12 protein-coding genes are annotated in these 18,247 nt (G+C 75.6%); 5 read left to right on the top strand and 7 right to left on the bottom strand.

What is annotated here, in order from left to right; genetic code table 11:
* Positions 1–25: 25 nt before the first annotated feature.
* The 6 genes from ICC28_RS18340 to ICC28_RS18315 form a co-directional block, all read right to left on the bottom strand.
* Positions 26–2,077 carry a hypothetical protein gene (locus ICC28_RS18340; protein WP_188289671.1) on the bottom strand — a complete coding sequence of 684 codons (2,052 nt, stop codon included), beginning with the start codon at positions 2,075–2,077 and terminating at the stop codon, positions 26–28.
* Positions 2,074–5,688, bottom strand: a complete 3,615-nt coding sequence (locus ICC28_RS18335; protein WP_188289670.1) for a vWA domain-containing protein — start codon at positions 5,686–5,688, stop codon at positions 2,074–2,076. Before ICC28_RS18335 ends, ICC28_RS18340 begins: the two co-directional genes overlap by 4 nt.
* Positions 5,689–5,694: 6 nt before the next feature.
* On the bottom strand, positions 5,695–6,864 hold the full coding sequence (locus tag ICC28_RS18330) for an ATP-binding protein (protein ID WP_188289735.1): 1,170 nt from the start codon (positions 6,862–6,864) through the stop codon (positions 5,695–5,697).
* Between the two features lie 307 nt (positions 6,865–7,171).
* Entirely contained in the window at positions 7,172–12,199 is a 5,028-nt protein-coding gene (locus tag ICC28_RS18325; protein ID WP_188289669.1) for a hypothetical protein, read from the bottom strand.
* Positions 12,196–13,050, bottom strand: coding sequence for a DUF4132 domain-containing protein (locus ICC28_RS18320; RefSeq protein WP_188289668.1), 855 nt, complete (start codon positions 13,048–13,050; stop codon positions 12,196–12,198). Before ICC28_RS18320 ends, ICC28_RS18325 begins: the two co-directional genes overlap by 4 nt.
* An 81-nt stretch (positions 13,051–13,131) precedes the next feature.
* Positions 13,132–13,584, bottom strand: a complete 453-nt coding sequence (locus tag ICC28_RS18315) for a YbhB/YbcL family Raf kinase inhibitor-like protein (RefSeq protein WP_188289667.1) — start codon at positions 13,582–13,584, stop codon at positions 13,132–13,134.
* A gap of 234 nt (positions 13,585–13,818) precedes the next feature.
* Between ICC28_RS18315 and ICC28_RS18310 the strand changes: the two genes are divergently transcribed.
* The 4 genes from ICC28_RS18310 (at position 13,819) to ICC28_RS18295 (ending at position 16,010) form a co-directional block, all read left to right on the top strand.
* Positions 13,819–14,673 carry a universal stress protein gene (locus ICC28_RS18310; protein ID WP_188289666.1) on the top strand — a complete coding sequence of 285 codons (855 nt, stop codon included), beginning with the start codon at positions 13,819–13,821 and terminating at the stop codon, positions 14,671–14,673.
* A gap of 6 nt (positions 14,674–14,679) precedes the next feature.
* A complete protein-coding gene (locus tag ICC28_RS18305) occupies positions 14,680–15,105 on the top strand; it encodes a TIGR03668 family PPOX class F420-dependent oxidoreductase (RefSeq protein ID WP_188289665.1) in 426 nt (141 codons plus the stop codon).
* Between the two features lie 70 nt (positions 15,106–15,175).
* The gene (locus ICC28_RS18300) at positions 15,176–15,601 is read left to right on the top strand and encodes a CBS domain-containing protein (RefSeq protein WP_188289664.1); all 426 of its coding nucleotides are present in this window, start codon (positions 15,176–15,178) and stop codon (positions 15,599–15,601) included.
* Between the two features lie 13 nt (positions 15,602–15,614).
* Positions 15,615–16,010 (top strand): DUF6343 family protein, encoded by a 396-nt coding sequence (locus ICC28_RS18295; protein WP_411158605.1) that lies wholly within the window; start codon positions 15,615–15,617, stop codon positions 16,008–16,010.
* A 187-nt stretch (positions 16,011–16,197) separates the two neighbouring features.
* Here ICC28_RS18295 and ICC28_RS18290 read toward each other — a convergent pair whose 3' ends face one another.
* Positions 16,198–17,247, bottom strand: a complete 1,050-nt coding sequence (locus ICC28_RS18290; protein ID WP_188289663.1) for an NAD-dependent epimerase/dehydratase family protein — start codon at positions 17,245–17,247, stop codon at positions 16,198–16,200.
* 80 nt (positions 17,248–17,327) lie between these two features.
* On the opposite strand from ICC28_RS18290, the gene ICC28_RS18285 reads away from it, so the two are divergent.
* Positions 17,328–17,783, top strand: coding sequence for an RpiB/LacA/LacB family sugar-phosphate isomerase (locus tag ICC28_RS18285; RefSeq protein ID WP_188289662.1), 456 nt, complete (start codon positions 17,328–17,330; stop codon positions 17,781–17,783).
* Positions 17,784–18,247 lie beyond the last annotated feature (464 nt).

Genomic DNA, 18,247 nt, shown 5'->3' with positions numbered 1-18,247 from the left:
GCATCGCGGGTGGGCCACCGTCGCTTCACGAGCCGTCCGGCACCGCTCCCCACGCCGCCGTGCACAGGGCCCGGTCCACCTCGGCGGTGTAGTGGGCGGCCGCGAGCCAGGCGCGCGCGAAACGGCTGAGGTCCGCCGGGACGAGACGACCGAAGACGTCACGGGTGCGGTCGGCGGCGGCCGAGTGCAGCTCGTCGAGCAGGTCGGCCGCCGTGCCGAGCCCGGCACCGCGCAGGCGTCGGCCGTCGGCGGCGCCGTCGCCGGGGAAGGCCAGCACCCGACGGCCGCCGGAGGCAGCCTGGTGGACGCGGCGGCGCAGAAGGTGCAGGGGAGCTTCGTCGGGGGCGGGCGGCACACCGGCGGGAGCTGTGGGCTGTTCGGTCGGCAGGTCCGCCTGCTGGAGACGGTCGAGCCCCAGGTCGAGCCGGGCCTCGGGGTCGGTGGGGCGGCTGACGGCCAGCAGCAGCGCGCGGGGGTGGGCGGCCGGGGCGAGGCGCGCGACGACCCGCAGTCGGCTGCCCCGGGCGGCGGCCAGCAGACGTAGATTGTCCCGGTGCGGAAGCCCCGGATGGTCGTGGGCGGCGACGAGCCGGACCGTCACACCACCGCAGTCGGCCAGCAGACAGTCGCCCGCCGCCTCACGGGCCGTGCCGACGAGCGTGACGTCGAGGAAGAGCAGGTCGTGCCTCCTGTCCTCGGCGAGCGCGCGTACGGCCTGCTCGGCGGCCGGAACCGCCCACAGCCGGTCCAGCGGGTCGGCGTGCCAGGAGACCCCGGACGCCCGCACCGCCCGTACCCCCGCCCCCGCGCCCAGACGCCCCGTCGGCGAGACGGTCGCCCCGGACACGGCGAGCCCCGCGCGCGACAGCTCCCGGTGGGACAGGGCCGTGTCCCCGATGCGCACCGCCCGGTCGGCCGCCCCCACCGCCCGGCCCGGCCCGCCCGGCGCGACGTCGGAGACCGTGTACAGGCGGCCGTCGGCATCGGCGGTCCAGGTCACCGCGCCCGCGTACCCGGTCGCCGTCAGGACGGGCTCGGAGAAGAGGCCGTACAAGCGCAGCGAGCCGTCCGGGGTGTACGGCTGCCGTACGCTGCCGCGCAGCGCGGTCAGCTCCGCGCCGCTCGCGCGCGGAACGCGGTGCGCGCAGGCCAGGACGTCGTGCAGTGCGGCGACGAGATCCGCCGACCGGTACGACGGATCGGCGCCGCGGGCCGCACGCAGTCCGTTGACCACCGAGACCGCCGAGGCGGCGGCCCTGGCCAGCCCGGCGAGCCGCGCGGTGTGTGCCGCCCGCAGCAACTCCGCCTGGCGCACGGCACCCGCGCCGTCCGTACCGGCGTCGAGGACGGCTGCCGCGGCGGTGCGGAGGGCCTGGGCGGCGGCGAGTTGGGCGGGGGTGGCTGACGTGGGGGCTGGGGTCCCGGGCGTGGCGACCGGGGTGGTGGCGGTGGGCGTTCCGACGGGGTGGTGGGGCCCCGGGGCGGGGACGCGGCGGGTCGTTGACGTGTTGGCGGGCGTGGGCGTTGCCGTGGCTGCGTCGGCCGACGTGCCGTCCGGCGTGGTTCCGGGCGTGGCGAGTGGGGCGGCGGCGATGGGCGCTCCGGTGGTGCCGGCCTCGGGGGCGGGCGTGCGGGCGGATGCCGGTGCGTCCGTCGGATGGTCCGTGGGGGCGGCCTCCTCGGCCGTAGCCGCCCTGGCGTCCTGCCCCTCCGTCGGCCGCCCGCCCGGGTCCTGGTCCGGGTCCTCGCCCGGGTCCTGGTCCGGGTCCTCGCCCGGGTCCTCGCCCGGGTCCGCGATCGGTGCTGCCGAGGCAGCCGCGGCGCGGTGCAGGCAGGCCGGGGCGAGCAGGCAGCCGCAGCGGATGGCGGCCGGGGTGGTGACGACCCCGTCGGGGGCGTGCAGTTCGAGGTCGGTGTCGTCGTCGACGGCGAGGCGTACGGTGTCGCCGTCCACGACCACGGGGCGGTCCGCGAGCTTGGCGATGCCGGCGTCCAGCCGCTTGCGCAGCCGCGGCGACAGGGCCTCGACGAGTGCGGCGGTCACGGACGGGGCGACCGGGGGAAGGCCCGGAGTCATGCGATCTTCTCTCCTACCCAGCGGGCGAGTTCGAGCGGACTGAGGGCGGCGACCGGCATGCCCGCCGCGACGAGCTGCCCCGCGACACCGGTGGAGTACCGGGGGCGGCCCGCGTCGTCGAGACTGGCGCACCCCAGCACCTGGCAGCCGGCCCCGACCAGGGCGCGCACCTCGGCGAGCAGCCCGCCGAGCGGGTAGCCCTCCTCGAAGTCGCTGACGACCACGACGAGCGTGCGCGACGGCACGGTGACGAGTCCGCGCGCGTGCCGCAGCCCCGCGGCGATGTGCGTGCCGCCGCCCACGCTGACCTCCAGCAGCAGCGACAGCGGATCGTCGACATGGCCGGTCAGGTCGATGACCTCCGTGGAGAACGCCAGGAAGTGCGTCGACAGCGTCGGCACGCCGGCCAGCACCGACGCCGTGAGCGCGGCCCAGACCGTGGACGCCTCCATCGACCCGGACACGTCGGTGACCAGGATCAGCCGCCACTCGGCGGCGCGCTTGGCACGGGTGCGGAAGACCGGGTGCTCCGGAACCACCCGGACCGTGCCGTCCGGGCCGCGCCGGGCGGTCGCGAGGTTGGCGCGCAGCGTGCGGGGCAGGTCGAGGCCGCCGCCCGGCCGTCTGCTGGGGCGGGGCAGCGCCGTGCCGTGCAGGGCCGGACGCAGGCGGGTGGCCAGCTCCCGGGTCAGCGCCTCGACCAGCCGCCGGACGAGCGGACGCAGCGCGGCCAGCCGCGCCTCGGGCAGCCCTCCGGCATGCCGCAGCACCGTGCGCAACAGGTCCACCGACGGCCGTACGCTGTCCGGATCGAGTTCGGCGAACACATCGGTACGGCCCGCCGCGGCCGCCGCCGCGAGGACCTCCTCCCGGATACCGGGCCCGAACAGGGCCGCCAGCTCCTCGGACCACTCCCGCACCCCCGGATACGGTGCCTCCCGGCCGCCGCCCGCCCCGGCGCCCGGCATACCGCCCCGGCTTCCCTCGCCGCGCCCGCTGCCGTACAGCTCGTCCAGCGCGGTGGCCAACCCGGAGGCGTGCGGCGGCAGCCGGTCCGTACGCCGGCCCAGCACCAGCCGCCAACGGTCGGCGGGGGCGAGGCGGCGGTCCTCGGGGACGGCGACGGCGGGGGAGTCCACAGCCTCCGGGGACTTGGGCGTCGTGGCCGGGGGCAGCAGCCCGAGTGCCTGCAACGAGGCGCGGGCCGTGAGGTCCGCGCGGGTCCAGGCGGCGAGGGCGACGGGGTCGACGTCGCCGGTGTCGGCCAGGTGCGTGAGCGCCAGGCGCTCCTCCACGGTGGTGAGGAGGCGGTCGCGGGCCGCCGGGCTGAGGGTGTCGAAGCCGCCCCGCAGCGCGGGCAGCCGGTCGAGGAAGCCCCGGTCGGGCAGGCTCGACACCCGGTCCAGGAGAGGTTCCAGCGCGGCGGGCGCCGCCTCCAAGAGCGGTCCGGCGGCCGTCAGCACCCCGGACAGGCGGGCGGTGAGCGCGGAACGGGCCCCGGGACCGGTGGCCGAGTCGATCCAGGAGGCGACCCGCCCACCGAACGCCCCGGGATCCTCGTGCCCCAGCAGCACTTGTACGGCACCGGCGGCGCCGCGCATCAGCGGGGAGCCGTCGGCGGCCAGCCGGGCCAGCGCGTCGGTGAGCCGGATACCGCCCAACTCGTCAGCACGTTGGGCGAGTTCGAGCAGACCGTGCGCGTCGGCGGGATCCTCGGAACCGGTGAGGCCGTCCACCTGGCGCACCGCGGCACCGGTGAGCAGCTCGGCCACGGCGGCCGCCCGGCCCGTACGGTCCTCGTCGGCGTCGAGCCCGGCGACGTGACCGGCGCGCAGCCGGTCCAACAGGGCGAGTCCGGCGAGGAGTTCGGGCAGGGTGCCGGCCTGCGGCAGGACCTCGGCGAGGTCGGCGAGCCGCTCGTCCACGAGCACCGGCAGACCGCACTCCGCCGCCTCCCGCAAACCGTGCAGAACCTGGGCGGCGGTGGACCCGCCCTCGTCCAGCTCCGCCCGCCGACGCTCGCGCAGCACGCCCTCGGCGGCCTGCGCCGCGGTGACTCCGCGCACCCCGGCCGCGGTGAGCCGGGCCTCCGTCGCCGGGGTCCAGCGGACCTCCCAGCGGGAGGTGAGCGCCTCCGCCCCGCCCGCGCCGGCGACCGCCCTGGCCTCCGCGTACGGCACCGCGCACACCGTCAGCCGGCGCAGCAGCAGTTCACGGCGGCGGTCCAGGTCGGAGCGGAGGGGGTCCAGCCGCAGCTCGCGGGTGGTGCCACCGTCGTCCGGGCCGGGCAGCCCCAGGGCCGCCAACTCCGTCTCCACCGCCGGGGCGAGACCGCTGCGCGGCGCGCCGGGAGCAGGACGGCCGGTGCGCGCACCGACGAGCACGCGTTCCATCGCGCGGGCCACGGCCCGGCCCCGCCCGTACGGTTCGCCCTGCGCGAGCACCGTCTGCACCGCCTCGACCAACTCGCCGCGGCCGGCCGCGGGCAGCCCGCGCAACCGGGCCAGGTCCCCGGCCAGCCGGGTGATCTCCCGGGCGTCGGCGGGCCCCGACGGATGCCCGAGGGACCGCAGCTCCGCACACACCCGCACGGCCGCCCGCGTCAGCGCCGCCTCCAGCGCGGTCGGATCCCCCGCCGCGCACAGCACCATGTGCTGCCACTCCGGGTCCCGGATCCCCGCCGGATAGCCGGACCGCTCGTCCAGGAGCGCGTACGTGTACGGGATGAGTGACGTTGCCCAACTGCCGTGCCTCGGGGGTCTGTCGAGCGACCCCGAGGCCGGCGTCGGGGCGTGGGGCGGGTCCGCTGCGTCCGTGCCCTTCGGCGCGGGTGGCCGGGCTTTCGGTGACACCGGCGCCGGAGCGTCGGCCGCGGCGGTCGGCTCACCGTTTTCTGCCGCGTCCTTCGAAGCCGGTGCCACCAACGCCGGTGCGTGGAAGGCGCCGACGACCACGGCGGCCCGCTCCCCGTTCGCGGTGGCCGCCGCCAGGCATGCCCGCATCCATCGCTCACGCCGCAGGTCCAGCTCGGGGACTCCGCCGGCCGCCACCGCGTCCTCGCGCAGCGCCCAGCCCGTCAGCAGGGCGGCCCGGCGCAGCGCCTCGGGCGGGGAGCCGGGGGCGGTGGCTTCCACGAGGCGGTCCCACAGGTCGTCGCCGGGGCGGCCGGTGAGCCGGGCCCGCAGGGCGTCGGCGAGGCCGGGACCGGGTGCGGACGCACCCGCGGTGTGCCGGTCCTCGCCCCACGCCCGGTCGGCGAGCGGCAGGTCGCAGGCCACGACCGGCACCCCCCGCCGTGCCGCCCAGCGCACGGCGGCGAGCTCTGGCGAGAAGTCGGCGAACGGATAGAAGACCGGTCCGCCGGCCGAACCGCTCCCGTCGCCCGGTGCGGCCGCGAGGGCGACCGGGGCCCGCGTCTCCTCGTGGCCGAGCCACGGCAGCCACTCCTGCATCTCGCCGGGGAGTTCGACGAGCAGGACGTCCGGCTTCGCCTCGTCCAGCAGCGCGGGCACGGCGGCGGCCAGGGACGGCGCATGGTGCCGTACGCCGATCAGACAGGGCGCCGCCGGGCCGGTCAGGGCCGCCACCGCCGCGTCGGGGGAGAGGGACACGGTGCTTCAGCCCTCCAGAACCGTGCGCAGGTCCCACAGGGTGCGCCAGGTGGCGGAACCCTGCTCGGCGCGGCGCCGGACCGGGCCGTCCCAGTAACCGCGCAGCCGGGCCGCGTCCGCGGGGTCGTCCTTGCGGACCACGCCGAGCAGGTGCCCCGGCAGCAGCCCGAGCACGTCCCGGTCGCCCGGGAAGTACGCCGCGGCGAGCCCCAGCGCGCCCGCGACGGACACGGCTTCCGCGGTGCTCATCACGGTGGACGGCCGCTCCACCTCCCAGCCCTCCGCCGACCGGCCCTCGCGCAGATCGCGGAACGCCGTCACCAGGGCCTCCAGCACACCGTCGTCCACCTGGAAGGGCGCCCCGGCGCGCGCCACCGAGGCCCGCGCCTGGCTGCGCACGAGCGCCGTCTCGGCGTCGAGGTCCGCGATGGGGCCCACCGTCTCGAAGTTGAAACGCCGCTTGAGGGCGGCGGACATCTCCGACACGCCCCTGTCCCGCAGGTTGGCCGTGGCGATCAGGTTGAATCCGGGCGCGGCGTGCGCCAACGCGTCCGCTCCGCCCGCCAGTTCCGGCACCGCGATGCGCCGCTCGGACAGCAGCGAGACCAGGGCGTCCTGTACCTCGGGCAGACAGCGGGTGACCTCCTCGACCCGGGCGATGGCACCCCGGCCCATGGCCGTGAGCACGGGCGAGGGCACGAGCGCCTGCCGACTGGGGCCCTGGGCCAGCAACAGGGCGTAGTTCCAGCCGTACTTCAGCTGGTCCTCGGTGGTGCCCGCGGTGCCCTGCACCACCAGACCGCTGGTGCCGCACACCGCGGCCGACAGCAGCTCGGACAGCATGGACTTGGCGGTGCCGGGCTCACCGACCAGCAGCAGACCCCGTTCACCGGCGAGAGTGACCACGCACCGCTCCACCAGCGCCCGGTCGCCGACGAACTTGCCCGACACCACCAGCCGCCGCGGGACGCCGTCCGGCACCTCGGCCGCGTCGGGCAGCCGCAGCGCCTGGCCGCCGCTGCCCATCACGAACGTGACGACGGCACGCGGCGTGAGCCGCCACGCCGGCGGGCGCGGCCCGTCGTCGTACGCGGCGAGGAAGGCCAGCTCGGTGGCGTGCAGTTCCTCGGGCGGGACGATCTGACGAACCGGGGCGGAGGAGAGGGCGGTGGTCATGGCGGGCGGGTCTTCCGGTCGGTCGGGCTGGGGGAGGGCGGAGGTGGCGGTCATCGGCGAGGGCTCTTCCGGGGTGGGTGTGTCCGGGGGCGGGCAAGGGCGGTGGCCATCGGCGGTTGCCCTTCCGGTACGGGTGCGTCCGGGGGCAGGCGGGGGCGGTGGTCATCGGCGGTGCCCCGGAGGCAGCCGGGGGTGGTGGCCATCGATGCCGTCCCTGCCGGGCCGGGTGTGTCCGGGGGCAGGTGCAGGTGGTCGTCACCTGCGGTGGCCCTGTCAGGGCGTGTCCGGAGGTCGGCCGGGGCGGTCGTCATCGGCGGCGTCCCTTGCGGGTGGCGCGCGTCGTGAATTCCTCGTAGGCGGGCGCGTCGCCGTTCCGTACGCGTTCCCAGGCGCGGGCGAACAGTTCCGGCACCGGGAGCAGGGGGACGGCGCGCACGTGGTCGCGGAGGGGGTAGAAGCCTTCCTTCCAGGTCTCCACCGGCAGCGCGGCGCCCTTCAGGTCGCGCCAGCCGCCGGGCAGGAAGAGACCGCGCCCGGCGCGCGTCCGCTTGGCCTCGACGACCAGGTCGGTCGTGGCCAGCTCGGTGCGGGCCTTCTTCAGGCGGGCGGGCTTCCAGCCGGTCCAGCGGGCGCAGTTGCGGTCCGTGGGGTCGGGCAGGGCCAGCAACTGGAGGTAGAGCGCCGCCGCGTCCTCGCTCAGGCCGTGGGCCGCGGCGACCTCCGTGACCAGCTCCGGTGCGGAGAGCAGGGGGTTCTGGGCGTGGCCGACGGGCCCGTCCGGGTCGGTGCCGGCCGCGAGGGCCCGGGCCAGGTCGTCGGCCAGGATCGTCCGCAGCGCCCGCATTCCGGCGCCCCGCGCGGGACCGACCAGCCCCTCCAGCAGCCCGAGGACGGTGTCGTCCGGACCGGTGAGGCCGGCCGGGCGGATCAGTGTGGCCTCTCCGTCGCCGTGCCACGGGCGCAGCACCAGCGCCTCACCGACGCGGGTCAGCCCGTGCGCGTCGGCGCCCCCGGTGGCATCGAGCCCGTAGGCCTTGCGCACCTCGACGGCGGTCGAGCTGCCCTTCTCCGTCCACTCGACGTCGGCGGCGAGCAGCAGTTCCGGGTCGGTGAGCCTGCGGCGCAGCGCGGCGAGGCTTCCGGGCAGGGCGGCCCGCAGCGGGTGCCCGTAGGGGAGGCCGTAGGCCAGTGAGGCCAGGGCGGCGACCGCGGCCGGCAGGTCGCGGGGGCCGGGGACCGCGTGGGGGTCGGCCGGGACGAGGTTGCCGTCCTTGTCGAGCCGCAGGACCGTGGTCCGGGCGATCCACGGGGTGCGGTCCGGGTTGAGGACGTCGGAGGCGTGGCCCCAGGGCAGCCCCGTCAGGCCGAGGGCGATGTCCTCGGGCACCCGGACGAGAGAACCGAGCCGTTCGGCCCACACCCGGCCGACGGCGGTGACGTCCGGCCCCGTCGTCCACAGGTCCGCGGGGTCCTCGGGCAGCAGAGCGCCGATCAGCTCGACGCGGTCATCGGCGTCCAGCGAGCCCAACTGGCCGTTGGCGAACTCCACCTGACGCGGCTTCAGCCCCACCGGGGCAAGTGCCCCGGCATCGCGGTCGCCCGGCCCGGCGGCGAGCAGCACGGTGGCCTGGAGCGGTCCGAGCCCTCCGCGCGTCGCCGTGACGAGCGCCTCGATCGCCTCGGCCCGCCAGGGCGCCGCTCCCTTGTCCCGGATCAGCCGGGCGACGGCGGCGAGCCCGTCGGCGGCGAACGCCGACCCGCAGCGGGTCTCCTTCTCCAGCGTGAAGTGGGCGATCGCGCCGAACACACCGGAAGGATCATGGTCCAGGGCCAGCCAGTACACCTGGCCGCGCGCGGTGTCGACGCGCTGGCAGCCGAGGACGACGACGGTACGGCCGTCCCGGCGCAGCACCTGGCCCACCCGCTGCTGGTTCTCGGCCGGCTCGGCCAGGACGATCTCGCGCAGCGCGGACCCGGGCGCGGCGAGCGGCCCCTCGGCCAGCGCCTCGAACAGCAGGAGCAGCGCCTCCCGTTGGGCGTCGGGCACGGTCGGCAGGGCGGCGCGGTAGGCGAGCGGCCGCAGCACGCCCAGCAGCTCCGGCCAGATCGTGCCGATGCCCGGCACCGTCAGCTCGTCACTGCTCCAGCCGTCACCGAGCGGGGCCGGGCGTCCGCGGTCGGCGGGCAGCGGCTTGCCCTGGGCGGGGTGTCCCGACAGGACGTGGTTGACCGCGCGGATCTGGCGCAGCACGGTCCACCGGTGCTCGCTGCCCCAGCCGCCCCACAGGTGTGCGAGGCCGGCGGTGGCCTCGCGCAGTGTCCGGTCGTCGCCGTGCTCGGGGCTGTAGTCGGCGAACATCTCCTCGGTGCGCCGCCTGTCCGGCCGCGCCCGCTCGACGGGAGGTGCCGCGAGGGCGGTGGCCGACTCGGTGAGCCGCAGGGCCGTGCGGACCACGGCGGAGACTCCGACGAGCAGCCGCTCGTCGGTGAGTTCGGGCAGCGCCGACGCCACCGCACGGCGGACGAACTCGTCGGCGGCGGGCACCCGGCCGCGGGCGTCGGCGTCGTCCCCTGCCGCGGCGAACCGCGCCCGGTACTCCGCCAGGGCCCCGGCCGCCGCGTCCAGGAGACCGGCGGCCCGCTCGTCGCTCAGCGTGCGCAGCACGGCCGACCCCCGCTCGTCGCGCGGGCGCAGGGCGTGCCAGAAGGGGACGGGCGGCACGTACCGGGTGCCGGCGGCGAAGTCGCTGCCCCGGTCGCCCAGTGTCACCCGGCCGAGCAGGCCGTCCTCGGAGGTGTCGTCGGCCGCGAACAGGACGACGTGGCTGTCGAGGAGCGCGGCGACGGGATCGGCGCCGCCGGGCAGCCGCAGCGTGCCGAGCGGAACGGCACGGGTGCCGCGCAGGGTGGCGGTGCGGCCGTCCGGCGTGCCGGCGGTCCTGACCGTCTCGTCGCCGTCCTTCTCGGTGCGCACCCAGCGCCCGAGGACCGTGCCGTCGGTGCCGAACGGGCTGTGCTCCAGGCCGGGTTGCACGGGCAGCACCTCGCACACGGCGTGGTGCAGCGAAGCGTCCTCGCGGACGCCGGCCCGCAGGAGGGCGGGCAGCGAAGCCCGCCCGTGTGTGCCGGTCGCCGGGTCGTACTCAAGCCACACCTGCTCGCGGCCCTGCCTGCCCTGGCGCCACAGCGTGGTGCCGTCGCCGATCACCGGGCGGCTGGGGGGCAGGACGGTGTCGCCGGCGTGCAGAGTGCGGCCGCCGGTGGCCCGGCCGCCGCCGGGCAGCGGGATGGAGGGGGCGCCGACATGGCCGTACCAGTAGGAGAGTTGGTCGCCGCCCAGGGTGAAGACCTCCGAGGGCCGGGCGGACCAGTAGCCGGACTGATTGCCGTTGTGCCGCCACATCACGAGCAGTTCGCCGTCGGTGTAGCGGAACTGCGGGCGGCTCCAGCGGTCAAGCTCCGCGGGCAAACGCAGATCGTGTTCGAGCAGCACCTTGTCCGGGCCGACGACGAACGCCTTGTGCCCCCGGGAGACGATCAGCGCGGGCCAGGCCTCGGTGACCGACAGGTCGCGGTGGGGGTCCTTGGGGCGGGTCTCGGCGTCCAGGAGCCGCAGTGCCTCGTCCAGGGCGGGCCAGCCCAGCTCGTCCATGATGCCCGCGCGCAGGGTGCGGCCGAGCAGCGGCGCGATCTCGCGGGCGGCGACCCGGGCGACGGCGTCGGCGGCGACCCGGGCGGCGACCGGACGGAACGGCCGCAGCCGGTCCAGCGCCGCGCGGGCGCCGGGCAGTGCGGTCGCCGCGGTGAACTTCCCGGCCGTGTCGGAGAGCCACTCGCGCAGCACCTCGCCGAGCACCGGGTGCGCGGCGAGCCCCTCCAGCAGCTCGCCGGTGATCCGGTTGCCGCCGAGGCCGGCGATCGCCTCGTACAGCAGGTGCCGCAGCCGTGGGTCGGCGGCGGTGGCCTTCAGGTCGCGGCGGCCGGGGCGGTCGTCGCGCTGCCACCGGTCGAGGCCCAGGTGGACGGGGGTTCCCGGGTCGGGCAGCGACAGCGGGATGCCCTCCGCCACGCACAGGTCCAGCAGGTCCAGGTCGGCACCCGCGTGCCAGCGGCCGGTGAACAGGTCGACCGCCCGGCCCCCGGCGCGCAGACGCGGTGCCATGCGCGCCACGAGCGCGAGAGTTTCGGGGGAGCGGTCGCAGAGCGTGCCGCCGTGCTTGCGGTGAGTGGCCCAACGGCCGAGCCAGTCGGCCGCGTCCACCCCGTCCGCCACCCCGTCCGCCACCTCGTCCGCGACCTCGTCCGTCACCCCGTCCGCCGCGCCGTCCTCGCCGGTCAGCAGCCGGTCGGCGCCGCACTCCGCCAGCAGCGCCAGCCAGAACGCGTCGTCCGCGACGGACCGGCCGAGGCCGGCCGGCATGATCTCCAGCAGCCGGGCCCGCGTGGACGGCTGCCGTTCGGCGAGAACGGCTAGCGTCGCCCGGTAGGCGTTCCAGAAGGAGGCGGGCGCGCGGACCGCGGCGGGGGAGGCGATCAGATCGGCGACCAGCGCGCACTCCTCGGTCACCCGGTCCAGACCGGCCGCCTTGATCAGGCTCCGGGCGTCCTGCGGCAGTGAGGCGTACGGCGGCATGCCGGCCGCGCAGCGCTCCACGGTCAGCTGCCGGTACTGCGCCCACGCCTCGGCCGGGTCGAGCCGGCGCGCGAGGTCCTTCACATGCTCCTTGAGCGCCTTGACGGTCAGCGCGCCCGCGAAGGCGAACTCCAGGAACACCGCCCGCTGCCGGTCCTCGTCCACGGTGAGCGCGTGCACCCGCTCGGCCTCGCGCGCCTTGCCGAAGAACGCCGCCGCGTACGTCGTGTTCTCGTGCTGGAGGAAGATCCGCGCCGCCTGCTCGTAGAACGTGGGCAGGAAGTGCGGGACCGCCCGGCCGAGCCGCTCGCCGAGGGCCTCGAAGCCCTCCTTGGCGGTGCCCGGACGGGACTTGGCCTGGCGGGCGAGCCGTTCGACGTCCTTGACCAGGGCCAGCGCGTGATGGCCGTTGGCGGGGTCGTTGACCAGCGCCCAGGCGGGGAAGCCGAGCGTCTCCCGGCGCACCTGGCCCACCTCGGGCGCCTCCGGCTCACGCGTCAGGCCGAGGAACTCCAGGGCCAGGTCCTCGGCCTCGCCGAGGGTGCCAGGCACCAGCCGGACCACACGCCGGTCTCCCAGGGCGGGGTGGGTGTAGGAGCGGACGGTGAGGGTGTCGGCGTCCTCGCGCGTGGTGCTGCCCGGCGGCAGGACGGCGCCGGCCTCCAGCAGAGCGGCCGCGGTGGTCTCGTCGTAATGGCTCATGCGGCCCGCTCCTCGTCCTCGATGTCGCGCCCGGCGTACAGCGCGGCCGCCATGCGCATGCCCTCCGACCAGGCCACCGGCCCGACCTGACCGAGCCTCACGACCCGGCCCGCGCCGTCCGTCCAGGTCAGCGGACCGGTCTCGGTGTCCATGTAGCTGTCGTAGTCACCGATCCAGACCCTGGCCTCGATCGCGCGGCCGTCCTCGCGCAGGGAGCAGACGGCGTCGCCGCCGCGGACGCGGTAGCCGAGCTGGGTGGTCCTGCCGTGCAGGAAGCGCAGCTCCTTGAACGTGCCGCCCGCGTAGTCCTCGACCGTCGTGGCCTCGGTGTCGATGTCGGCGGGGCGGTGCCACACCTCGCGGAAGAGCTGCTGGGCGCGCTGCTCGACGCCGAGTTCGACGGCGAATTCCCGCAGCTCCTCCAGGTCGTCGAGGAGCACCGGGTGCGGCAGGCGGACCAGTTCGGGGCTGATGCGCACGGTGTCGCCGTCGAGGTCGACGAGGCCGAGCCCGCGCTCGGGGTCGGCGTCCCGGAGGAAGCCGGCGACCTCACCGTCGGGGCCGGTGACGACGAGGTCGCGCAGCGCGCTCTGCCAGGACGGGTCGGGCCACACCCGGGCGAGGACGGCGAGCGGTACCGGCAGCGAGCGCACCATCCACCGCTCCACGTCGGCCAGACACTGCCGTTCGTGCCGCTCCAGCCACTCGGCGAGCTGCTTCAGCTCCACCACCGCCGGCTCGTCCGCGAGTTTGGCCGGCACGGACTTCAGCCGCCGCCCCGCCGCATTGCGGCACACCACTTTCCCGGCGTCCAGAGCGACTTCGTAGTCGCCGGCCGTCACCCACCCCACACGTGCCTCCCCGCACTTCAGTGATCAAGTGACGGGAACTCTAGGGCAAGCCACTGACAACGCCGGACGGGACCGTCGTGCTCAGCGCTGGTACAGCCCCACGAGGGTGGCGTCGGCCAGTTCATGGCCCTCCACGGCCCGGTGCACCTGCTCCGAGCTGGGGGCCTCGGGCAGGACGCACGGCTCGTCGAGGGCGTAGAGCCGGAAGAAGTAGTGGTGGGCGTCGTCGCCCGGCGGGGGATGCGGCCCGCCCCAGCCCCGCTCGCCGAAGCCGTTGACCAGCTCGGTGCCGCCCGGCGGGCAGTGGCCCGCTGCGACGCCTTCGCTGTGCGGGTCGATGCCGACCACGATCCAGTGCGGGAAGGTGCCCGACGGGGCGTCGGGGTCCTCGCACAGCAGGACCAGTTCGGCCGCGTCCTGCGGTGTCCCGCGCCACTGCAGCGGGGGCGAGACGTTCTCCCCCTCGTACGCGTAGCGGCGGGTGAGGAAGGAGTGGTCGTTGAATGCGCTGCTGCTGAGTTCGATACCGGCCATGCGCCCCGGGTTCCCGCGCCGCGGCCCGGCATGCGGGCACCGGGCTCGGGCCGGCCGCTGACATCAGGGGCCGCCGCGGAGGATTGAACCCGGGCCGCCTGCCTACCCTGGAGAGGTAGCCACCCTGCACCTTGCTGCACCTTGCTGCACCTTGCGTCCCGGACCGGACCGGACCGGACCGGACCGTTCCGGTCCGTTCCGGGACAGCACAGCGGAAGGAAAGGAGTGGACGCGATGACGGCGAGCAGCCGTGCCGCGACCGTACTCGTCGGGGTCGACGACACCTCGCACACCCATCTCGCCGCCGCCTGGGCGGCCGCCCAGGCGCAGCGGTGGGAGGCGGGACTGAGGGTCGTGCACGCGGTCGAGGCGGAGGACGACAAGGAGACCGAGGAGCGGGTGACCGAGGCGGCCGCGCAGGTGCTCGACGACGTCCGGCGCCGGATCACGGCCGCTCACCCCGGCCTGTGCGTCGACACCGTCCTCGCCCGTGACGAACCGGCCGAGGCGCTCCTGGCCGCCGTACCGGACGCCGCCCTGCTGGTCGTCGGCACCCGCGGGCGCGGCGGCTTCGCCGGGCTGCTGCTGGGGTCGGTGAGCCAGAAGGTGGCCGCACACGCCGCGTGCCCGGTGATCGTCGTCCGCGGGCACCCGGACCCCGACGTGTCCGGCGCCGTCGTGGTCGGCGTCCGGGACGAGCGGGACGAGCCGGCCGTACGGTTCGCCCTCGCCGAGGCGGAACGCCGCGCCGCCCCCGTACGCCTGCTGCATGCCTGGCGGCCGACCGGCGGAGCGGGTCCGATGGTGCCGGAGGTGAGCCGGATGGACGACGAGCGGGACGCGCACGCGGCGCTGCTGAACCATGCCGCCCGTCCGGTCGCCGAGTTCCCCCGGGTGCACGTGGAGACCGAACTCGCCGTCGGGTCGGCCGCCGGTGCGCTGGTGGCGGCGTCGAACGGGGCGGGCCTGGTGGTGGTGCCCCGCCATCCGGCCGGCCGCTTCGGGACGCGGCTGGGATCCGTGGTGCACGCGGTCCTGCACCATGCCGAGTGCCCGGTGGCCGTGGTGCCCACCGGCGGCGACGGCTGAAACGCCGTGCCCGGGATGGATCCGGCCGAGGCCCGGCAACGCTTCGCCCACGCGCGCGTGGCGCGGCTGGCGACGGTCGACCCCGGTGGGCGCCCGCACCTCGTACCGGTGGTGTTCGCCCTGCACGAGGAGCGGATCGTCACGGCCGTCGACCACAAGCCCAAGCGCTCGCGGCGGCTGAGCCGGCTGCGCAACATCGCCGCCTGTCCCGCCGTATGCCTGCTGGCCGACGCCTACGACGAGGACTGGGACCGGCTGTGGTGGGTGCGGGCCGACGGCGACGCCCGTACCGTGCCGCCGGAGGCACAGGAGGAGTTCGCCGAGGCGATCGGCCTGCTGCGGCGGAAGTACCCCCAGTACCGGGACCGGCCGCCGGAGGGGCCCGCCGTGGTGATCACCGGGCTGCGCTGGACGGGCTGGCGCGCCGCCTGAGCGGGTTCGACCCGGCAGGTTCGGGTACGCGGCGCCCAGGGAAGCGGTCCGTGCTGCCGGGAGGTGCCCCATGACCCATTCGATACGAGACGTGATGTCGCCCGGTGCGGTGGCGATCGAGCCCATGACCACGGTGGAGAAGGCGGCCCGCATGATGAGCGAGCGCAACGTCGGTGACGTGCTCGTGGCCTACGACTGCGATCTCTTCGGCGTCCTCACCGACCGGGACATCGTGGTCCGGGCGATCGCCGAGGGACGCGACCCGCACACCACCGCCGTCGGAACCGTGTGCAGCCGGCCACCGGTCGTCACCGTGAGCCCCGACGACACCACCGACCACGCGATCGAGCTGATGCGCCGGCACGCCGTGCGCCGCCTGCCGGTCGTGGAGCACGGCGGCTGCCCGGTCGGCGTGATCAGCCTCGGCGACCTGGCCGTCACCGAGGACCCGCAGACAGCGCTGGCGGACATCAGCCGCGCCGCGCCGAACCACTGAGCGAGGGCGCGCCGTGAGCGACGAACGAAACCGGCGGGCGAACGACGCGCCGGTGTCACGGAACATGCGGCCGGACGAGCCGGCCTCCCGCGCGCGGGCCCCCCAGCCGGACGAGCCCGTCTCCCGCGCCCGCTCCGGCATGATCGGCCGCCGCTTCCCGCGTACCGGCACCGAACCCCGCACCGCCCGCAGCGCCCTGCGTCTGCGCCTGCTGCTCTCCGCGGTGTACCTGCCGATCTTCGCGGCCGGGGCCGTGCTGTTCGGCGTGTGGGCCGCCCGGTCCGGCGCCGGCGACAGCCCCGGGCGCGGCCCGCTGGTCGGCCTCGCCGCCGCCTGCGCGGCCCTCGTCCTGCTGGCGGCCCTGGACCTGGTGGTCGTACGGCGCCGGCTGCGGCGGGAGCGGCGGTGACGGCTGAGCGGACCTGGCGCATTCGACTGCGGTTCGGCAGCGCCCCGAAGAGGCGCGGGGCTGTGTCGATATGCGGCTCCGCCGCGATGGGGGTCCCCCGCGCGAGCGAAGCCGAGCGTGGGGAGCGACCAACCACGACGAAGCCGCAGCCGAACGACGACACATCACGGCACTCCCGGCGGAGCGCTCAGCGTCGGATGCGGCGGCGGTGCCGCCAGGCCTCGTAGTGGTCCAGAATCGTTTCCTCGATCGGCCGGTAGGTGAGGCCCAGTTCGCGCACGCTCCTGCTGTTGTCCACCCGGAAGCGGATGCCGAGATGTCTGCTGATGTAGTCCTGGGTGAGACCGAAGGCGGGCCCCAGCATCCGCACCGGCCAGTGGGGGAGCGCGGTGCGCGGCAGGCGCAGGTTGCGAGGGTGGCGGGTCCGGACGATCCGGGCGATGTCGCCGAAGGACGTCATCGTCTCGGCGGCGACGATGTAGCGGCCCTTCGCGACCGGGTTCAGGGCCGCCGCGATGTGCGCGTCGGCCACGTCGCGGACGTCGGCCGTGGTGAAGGCGAAGTCGGGTGCGCCGTAGAAGAAGTAGCCCTTGAAGAGTTCGTCGAGGAGGAAGAGGCTGCCGGACTGCGAGGCGGGGGTGAGCGAGGGCCCCAGGACCAGGCCGGGGTTGACCGAGACCATGCGCCAGCGGTCCTGGGCGGCCTCGGCCTCCCACGCGGTGCGTTCGGCGAGCGTCTTGGCGTAGTGGTACGGGTTGTTCTCCACGGTGCTCGTGGTGTTGACGTACTTCTCCGACAGCACCTGGCCCTCCATCGCGTGCACATCGGCGTAGTCGCCGAAGATCGCTCCGACGGTCGAGGTGAACACCAGGCGCTCCACCGACGGCGTGCGCGCCATGCTCGCCAGGACGTTGCGCGTGCCGAGCAGGGCCGGGTCGACCACGTCCCGCTGCCCGTCCTTGATCCTCTCCGGGGTGAGGAACGGTGACGCCACATGGAACACCGTCCGACAGCCGTTCATCGCCTTGTCGAAGGAGCCGGGCGCCAGCAGATCCGCCTCGAACAGCTCCAGTCGGCCGGGGAACGCCTCCTGCATCTCCCACAGTGGCCGCACCTTCGCCGCGTTCGCGGTGCTGCGCACGGTGGCGCGGACCCGGTGGTCCCGCTCCAGCAGCCGCCGTACCAGGTGACTCCCGACGAAACCGCTGCCGCCGGTCACGAGCATGTCAGCGTCCATGGCCCCCTCCTCGGTCGTCGTCCCAGCCTCGGGCATGCGCGGTCCTGCGCGCCACAGCGCCGCTGAGTACGCTCCGGAACATGCGCATCTCCGTCTCTTCCGACATGGACGAACCCGTGGCCCGCCTCCTCCTCGCCGAGCTGGAGCGGCGCGGCCACGACGTGGTGGCCCACGGCGCCCTGCGCCCCGGCGACGACCCGCAGTGGGCGTACTGCTCGGAGGCCGCCGCCCGCGAGGTCGCCGCCGGGACGGCGGACCAGGCGGTGGTGTGCTGCTGGACGGGGACCGGCGCCTCGATCGCCGCCAACAAGGTGCCCGGGGTGCGGGCGGCCCTGTGCACGGACGCTTACACGGCGGACGGCGCGCGACGCTGGAACGACGCCAATGTGCTCGCCCTCAGCCTGCGGCTGACCTCCGCACCGCTGCTGAAGGAGATCCTCGACGCCTGGTTCGCGGCCGAGACCAGCCAGGACGCCGAGGACCGGCGGAACGTGGCGCACGTCGGGAGCCTGGACGGCGGCGCGGGCGCGTCGTAGTCCGGCCGAGGGGCGCATTCGCGTCAGCCGCGTGAAACCGGCCACCACGGATTGTGTACGACTCGCGAAGGCCGTACGCGCGTACGGCCGGCGGTCCCGAGCGGAGTAAGGGCTTTCCCGGCCTGCCGGGGGCCGCCCCGACCCCCCACCGTGAAGGAGCTGTGAACCACCCGGCCGGGGCGCGCAGGCGGGATGTGCGGATGCCGCGAGACGGCCTTCACCGAACCCCCTCCCGGGGTGGCCTGAAGGTGCCTTGTTGCGTCAACTTCCCACGCACCAGGGTGGGTTGAGCACTTGAGCATCAGGAGTCACAAGCGAGCTGCTTGGCCCGGGCGAAACCGATACGCCCGGGGTGTCGACGGGGGAACTTGATGCGGTGCGCACGGCCGCCCCGGCCAGGGGGAGGCCCTCTCGCGCACCGTTAACGGAACGTCTCCCTCCACCGTCTCTTGGTGTCTTCGTCC

It is taken from the genome of Streptomyces sp. TRM68416 (assembly GCF_014596915.1).
Lineage (GTDB): Bacteria > Actinomycetota > Actinomycetes > Streptomycetales > Streptomycetaceae > Streptomyces.
Note: the sequence above shows the minus strand (reverse complement) of the source record. Positions and strands in the feature narration are given on the sequence as shown.